The 6,405-nt window shown below is 60.6% G+C and carries 3 protein-coding genes and 4 tRNA genes; 6 read left to right on the top strand and 1 reads right to left on the bottom strand.

Features of this window, described 5'->3' with window-relative positions; translation table 11 throughout:
• Positions 1-542: 542 nt before the first annotated feature.
• A complete protein-coding gene (locus tag VF672_RS01675; RefSeq protein WP_331100739.1) occupies positions 543-1,739 on the bottom strand; it encodes an amino acid aminotransferase in 1,197 nt (398 codons plus the stop codon).
• A 334-nt stretch (positions 1,740-2,073) separates the two neighbouring features.
• On the opposite strand from VF672_RS01675, the gene uvrB reads away from it, so the two are divergent.
• The 6 genes from uvrB to VF672_RS01705 all read left to right on the top strand — a co-directional run bounded on the left by uvrB (position 2,074) and on the right by VF672_RS01705 (position 6,351).
• Positions 2,074-4,089, top strand: a complete 2,016-nt coding sequence (uvrB, locus tag VF672_RS01680) for an excinuclease ABC subunit UvrB (protein WP_331100741.1) — start codon at positions 2,074-2,076, stop codon at positions 4,087-4,089.
• 83 nt (positions 4,090-4,172) lie between these two features.
• A complete protein-coding gene (gltX, locus tag VF672_RS01685) occupies positions 4,173-5,654 on the top strand; it encodes a glutamate--tRNA ligase (RefSeq protein ID WP_331100743.1) in 1,482 nt (493 codons plus the stop codon).
• 205 nt (positions 5,655-5,859) lie between these two features.
• Positions 5,860-5,935, top strand: a tRNA-Ala gene (locus VF672_RS01690).
• Between the two features lie 83 nt (positions 5,936-6,018).
• Positions 6,019-6,094, top strand: a tRNA-Glu gene (locus tag VF672_RS01695).
• 51 nt (positions 6,095-6,145) lie between these two features.
• Positions 6,146-6,221, top strand: a tRNA-Ala gene (locus VF672_RS01700).
• A 54-nt stretch (positions 6,222-6,275) separates the two neighbouring features.
• Positions 6,276-6,351, top strand: a tRNA-Glu gene (locus tag VF672_RS01705).
• Positions 6,352-6,405: the final 54 nt, after the last annotated feature.

The following is a 6,405-nucleotide window of genomic DNA, read 5'->3' on the forward strand; positions in this document are numbered from 1 at the left end:
CTGCTTCGCCAGCTCAAGGGTGCGCGAACGGAAATGGCGCTGGCGGTGAACGCCTACAACCTGAAAAGGGCGATCAACGTGCTGGGCTTGCGCCGAATGATGGAGTTGCTGGCCTAGGAAGGCCTTTTTTCTCTTTGTACCAACGAAAAATGCCCCTACTTGATCGGGGCATTTTTGGTTAGCGGCCAGTTACCCGGTTTTCACACGGTCTGTGTAGGACCGGCTTCAGCCGGGAAGCCTTTGACCTTGATCTTTGACGCAGGAAGTCCAGACGACACCAAACGCGACTTTGGTGCAGGCAGAACGCAGGTTTCGCGGAGTGGGCCGAGCGGCATGGATGCCGCGAGAGCCGCCCCCCGCCATGGATGGCGGATGGCGGCGGGCCCACGGAGCGGGACCGGAGTGAAGGAACCCTGACGAAGGAAGGGCCCAACCGAAAGCAGGCACTTTTGGTTACTTTTAGTGCTTTTTAAAAGTAACTCGCCGAAGGCGAAACGGTCTGCCGTTAGGCAGGCGCTTCTGCTCTTGACCTTAAACACCCATCAGATGACTGCGAGGATCGCCTCGGTCACAGCCCCGATATTCCCCTTGTTCAACGCCGCCACACAAATCCGCCCCGTGTCCAGCGCATAAATCCCGAACTCACTGCGCAGCCGATGAACCTGCGGCGTCGTCAGGCCCGAATACGAAAACATCCCCCGCTGACGGGCGACAAAACTGAAATCCTGCCCCGCCGCATTGTTCGCCAGACGCTGAGTCATCTCCTCACGCATCGCACGAATGCGCAGACGCATCTCACCCAGCTCCTGCTCCCACTTCGCACGCAACTCAGGGCTGTTCAACACCGCCGCGACAATCGTTGCGCCATGGGTCGGCGGGTTCGAATAGTTGGTGCGGATCACACGCTTGACCTGCGACAACACCCGCGCCGTCTCTTCCGCCGAATCGGTCACGATCGACAACGCACCGACGCGCTCGCCGTACAGCGAAAATGACTTCGAAAATGAACTGGAGGCAAAGAACGTCAGCCCGCTGTCGGCAAACAAACGCACCGCCGCCGCGTCTTCCTCGATTCCGTCGCCGAAGCCCTGGTACGCCATGTCAAGGAACGGCACATGACCCTTGGCCTTGAGCACCTCAAGGACCTTCTTCCAGTCTTCCAGGGTCAGGTCAACGCCGGTCGGGTTATGGCAGCACGCGTGCAGCACGACGATCGAGCCCGACGGCAGGTTCTGCAGGTCTTCCAGCATGCCCGTGCGGTTCACGTCATGGGTGGCAGCGTCGTAATAGCGATAGCTCTGCACCGGGAAACCCGCGGTTTCGAACAGCGCGCGGTGGTTTTCCCAGCTCGGGTCGCTGATGGCCACGACAGCGTCAGGGGAAAGTTGCTTGAGGAAGTCAGCGCCGATCTTCAAAGCGCCCGTGCCGCCCACCGCCTGGACTGTCATCACCCGGCCCGAGGCCAGTAGCGGCGACTCGGCGCCGAACAGCAGGGTTTGCACGGCCTTGTCGTACGCGGCGATGCCGTCGATGGGCAGGTAACCGCGGGGCAGGTGTTGCGCCACCCGGTGTTCTTCCGCTTCGACAACGGCGCGCAGCAGCGGAATTTTCCCTTCTTCGTTGCTGTAGACGCCGACACCCAGATTGACCTTGGTCGTACGGGTATCGGCGTTGAATGCTTCGTTGAGGCCCAGGATAGGATCGCGTGGTGCCATTTCGACAGCGGAGAACAGGCTCATTGTGCGGGGGCTCTGAGTGGGGAGTGAATGGGTCGCGTCGCTCCAGCCGATTGCACTAGAGCGGTGCACAAACGGGGAGCTAGTATAAAGACCCGCGCCACTGCGGGCGACAGGCCGGGGCGGGTTTTTCCGGCTTTTTCGAGAAATTTTTCGACCGTTAGTCCAGTGCTGCGGACTAATGTGCGGAGGGTGGCTTGAAAGGTGGCTCAGTCGACTCCACTTGTAGTCCCATCACTTTCTTCTATGTACGTCTTTTCCCTGACGGGATCAGCCGTCCGTGCTCAATTGCGTTGCTGGCGGATGTATCTGACAGCGGCTCGTCCAGAGGTATCTTATGTCCGAGTTTCAGCTCGTTACCCGTTTTGAGCCGGCCGGCGATCAACCGGAGGCGATTCGTCAATTGGTTGAAGGCATCGACGCCGGCCTCTCGCACCAGACCCTGCTCGGTGTGACCGGTTCGGGCAAGACTTTCAGCATCGCCAACGTCATTCAGCAAGTGCAGCGACCGACCCTGGTGCTGGCGCCGAACAAGACGCTGGCCGCCCAGCTGTACGGCGAGTTCAAGGCGTTTTTCCCGAACAACTCGGTTGAATACTTCGTTTCCTACTACGACTACTACCAGCCCGAAGCCTACGTGCCGTCATCGGACACCTTCATCGAGAAGGATGCGTCGATCAACGACCACATCGAGCAGATGCGTCTCTCCGCGACCAAAGCGTTGCTGGAGCGCAAGGACTCGATCATCGTCACCACCGTGTCGTGCATCTACGGTCTCGGCAGCCCGGAAACCTACCTGCGCATGGTGCTGCACGTTGATCGCGGCGACAAACTCGATCAACGCGCCTTGCTGCGTCGGTTGGCCGATCTGCAATACACGCGCAACGACATGGACTTCGCCCGTGCGACCTTCCGTGTGCGCGGCGACGTGATCGATGTCTTCCCGGCGGAGTCGGATCTGGAGGCCATTCGCATCGAGCTGTTCGATGACGAAGTGGAAAGCCTGTCGGCCTTTGATCCGCTGACCGGCGAGGTCATCCGCAAGCTGCCGCGCTTCACCTTCTACCCGAAAAGCCACTACGTCACGCCGCGGGAAACCCTCCTGGACGCGATGGAAGGGATCAAGGTCGAGCTGCAGGAGCGGCTGGAGTACCTGCGCGGCGCCAATAAACTGGTGGAAGCGCAACGTCTTGAACAGCGCACCCGTTTCGACCTGGAGATGATCCTCGAGCTGGGTTACTGCAACGGCATCGAAAACTACTCCCGCTATCTGTCCGGGCGTCCTTCCGGCGCGCCGCCGCCGACGTTGTATGACTACCTGCCCGCCGATGCGCTGCTGGTGATCGACGAATCCCACGTCAGCGTGCCTCAGGTCGGCGCCATGTATAAAGGCGACCGCTCGCGTAAAGAGACGCTGGTCGAATACGGTTTCCGTCTGCCGTCCGCACTGGACAACCGGCCGATGCGTTTTGACGAGTGGGAAAACGTCAGCCCGCAGACCATTTTCGTCTCAGCGACGCCGGGGGCTTATGAAGCCGAACACGCTGGCCGAGTGGTGGAGCAGGTGGTGCGGCCGACCGGTCTGGTCGACCCCCAGATCGAGATTCGTCCGGCGCTGACCCAGGTCGACGATTTGCTTTCCGAGATCCACAAGCGGGTGGCGATCGAAGAGCGCGTGCTGGTCACGACGCTGACCAAGCGCATGTCCGAGGACCTCACCGATTACCTCGCCGACCATGGCGTGCGGGTGCGCTACCTGCACTCGGACATCGACACCGTCGAGCGCGTTGAAATCATCCGCGACTTGCGCCTGGGGACTTTCGACGTGTTGGTCGGGATCAACCTGCTGCGTGAAGGCCTGGACATGCCGGAAGTCTCGTTGGTGGCGATTCTCGACGCCGACAAGGAAGGCTTCCTGCGCTCCGAGCGCTCGTTGATCCAGACCATCGGCCGCGCCGCGCGTAACCTCAACGGCCGCGCAATTCTCTATGCCGACCGCATCACCGGTTCCATGGAGCGCGCCATCGGCGAGACCGATCGCCGCCGCGAGAAGCAGATCGCCTTCAACCTCGAAAACGGCATCACGCCGAAAAGCGTGATCAAGGACGTCGCCGACATCATGGAAGGCGCTACCGTGCCCGGCTCGCGCAGCAAGAAGCGCAAGGGCATGGCCAAGGCCGCCGAGGAAAACGCCAAGTACGAAGCCGAACTGCGCTCGCCGAGCGAAATCACCAAGCGCATTCGTCAGCTGGAAGAGAAGATGTACCAGCTGGCTCGCGACCTGGAGTTCGAAGCGGCGGCGCAGATGCGCGACGAAATCGGCAAGCTGCGCGAACGGTTACTGGCGGTTTGAACCGCGCAGGGGCGTGAACACTGGAGCCGCGCAGGCCGCGCCTGTTAACATTCGCGGCTTGTTCGACCTATCCGGGATTTTCCATGACCACCGTTCGCACCCGCATCGCGCCATCGCCTACTGGCGACCCTCACGTTGGCACGGCCTACATCGCGCTTTTCAACTATTGCTTCGCCAAACAGCACGGCGGCGAATTCATCCTGCGCATTGAAGACACCGATCAACTGCGCTCGACCCGCGAGTCCGAACAACAGATTTTCGACGCCCTGCGCTGGCTCGGCATCGAGTGGAGCGAAGGCCCTGATGTCGGCGGTCCCCATGGTCCGTATCGCCAGAGCGAGCGCGGTGACATCTACAAGAAATACGTGCAGGAACTGGTCGATGCCGGTCATGCCTTCCCGTGCTTCTGCACCGCAGAAGAGCTGGACCAGATGCGTGCCGAGCAGATGGCCCGCGGCGAAACCCCGCGCTACGACGGTCGTGCGCTGCTGTTGTCCAGGGAAGAAGTCGAACGCCGCCTGGCCGCCGGCGAACCCCATGTGATCCGCATGAAGGTGCCGAGCGAAGGCGTGTGCGTGGTGCCGGACATCCTTCGTGGCGAGGTGGAGATCCCGTGGGACCGCATGGACATGCAGGTCCTGATGAAGACCGACGGGCTGCCGACCTACTTCCTGGCCAACGTCGTCGACGACCACCTGATGGGCATCACCCATGTGCTGCGCGGCGAAGAATGGCTGCCATCGGCACCGAAGCTGATCCTGCTTTATGAATACTTTGGCTGGGAAAAGCCGGCGCTGTGCTACATGCCGCTGCTGCGTAACCCGGACAAGAGCAAGCTGTCCAAGCGCAAAAACCCGACCTCGGTGACGTTCTACGAGCGCATGGGCTTCATGCCGGAAGCGATGCTCAATTACCTGGGCCGCATGGGCTGGTCGATGCCGGATGAGCGCGAAAAGTTCTCGCTGGACGAGATGGTCGAGCACTTCGACCTGACCCGCGTTTCCCTGGGCGGGCCAATCTTCGACATCGAGAAGCTGTCGTGGCTCAACGGCCAGTGGCTGCGCGAGCTGCCGGTGGAGGAGTTCGCCACGCGCGTGCAGAAGTGGGCGTTCAACAGCGACTACATGATGAAGATCGCGCCCCATGTTCAGGGCCGCGTCGAGACGTTCAGCCAGATCGCACCGTTGGGCGGCTTCTTCTTCGCCGGCGGCGTGACACCGGACGTGAAGCTGTTCGAGCACAAAAAGCTTTCGCCGGAGCAAGTGCGCCAGGTCATTCAGTTGATCCTGTGGAAGCTGGAATCCCTGCGTCAGTGGGAGAAGGACAAGATCACCGGTTGCATTCAGGCAGTGGTCGAGCACCTGCAGCTGAAGCTGCGGGATGCCATGCCGCTGATGTTTGCCGCCATCACCGGTCAGGCGAACTCGGTATCGGTGACCGACGCGATGGAGATTCTCGGGCCGGACCTGACCCGTTTCCGCCTGCGCCAGGCGCTGGACCTGCTGGGCGGCGTGTCCAAGAAAGAAAACAAAGAGTGGGAAAAGCTGCTCGGCGCCATCGGCTGACGGACGCCCGGCCAAGGCGCCGTCGCGCATTGGCCGGGGTGTGCCGGTTTTACGGGAGGCGGTAAGTGATTGTTATCCCGGAAAATTCTTTTGGATTTGTTTGAAAAAGAGTTTGACAGCTTTCCGGGTCGCACTTAATATGCGCCCCGTCCACACGGCAACGCAGAAACACGCGGTAACGCGGCGTTCTCTGTCAGTGTAATGTGGGGCTTTAGCTCAGCTGGGAGAGCGCCTGCATGGCATGCAGGAGGTCAGCGGTTCGATCCCGCTAAGCTCCACCAAATTAGAAGCTTCAAGGTTGGCTTTGCTGCCTTGAAGTTTGTCCCGCTTCGGAACCAGCACCGATTCGGTACACAAGGGTTACGTCCCCTTCGTCTAGTGGCCTAGGACACCGCCCTTTCACGGCGGTAACAGGGGTTCGAGTCCCCTAGGGGACGCCAGTTTTACCGAGTGAGGCTTTAGGGCTGATCTCCGCCGAGAGGCGTAAAGTCGGGGCTTTAGCTCAGCTGGGAGAGCGCCTGCATGGCATGCAGGAGGTCAGCGGTTCGATCCCGCTAAGCTCCACCAATTTTTGCCAGGGTTCGTCATGTTGTATCCGACGAATCTGCTCGAAGGTTTTGCGTCCCCTTCGTCTAGTGGCCTAGGACACCGCCCTTTCACGGCGGTAACAGGGGTTCGAGTCCCCTAGGGGACGCCACGATTTCTCGCTCTGCGAGACCAAGGGTCATTCGATTATTGAATGGCCCTTTTG

The sequence above is a fragment of the Pseudomonas sp. genome (assembly GCF_036387035.1).
Taxonomy (GTDB): Bacteria; Pseudomonadota; Gammaproteobacteria; order Pseudomonadales; family Pseudomonadaceae; genus Aquipseudomonas.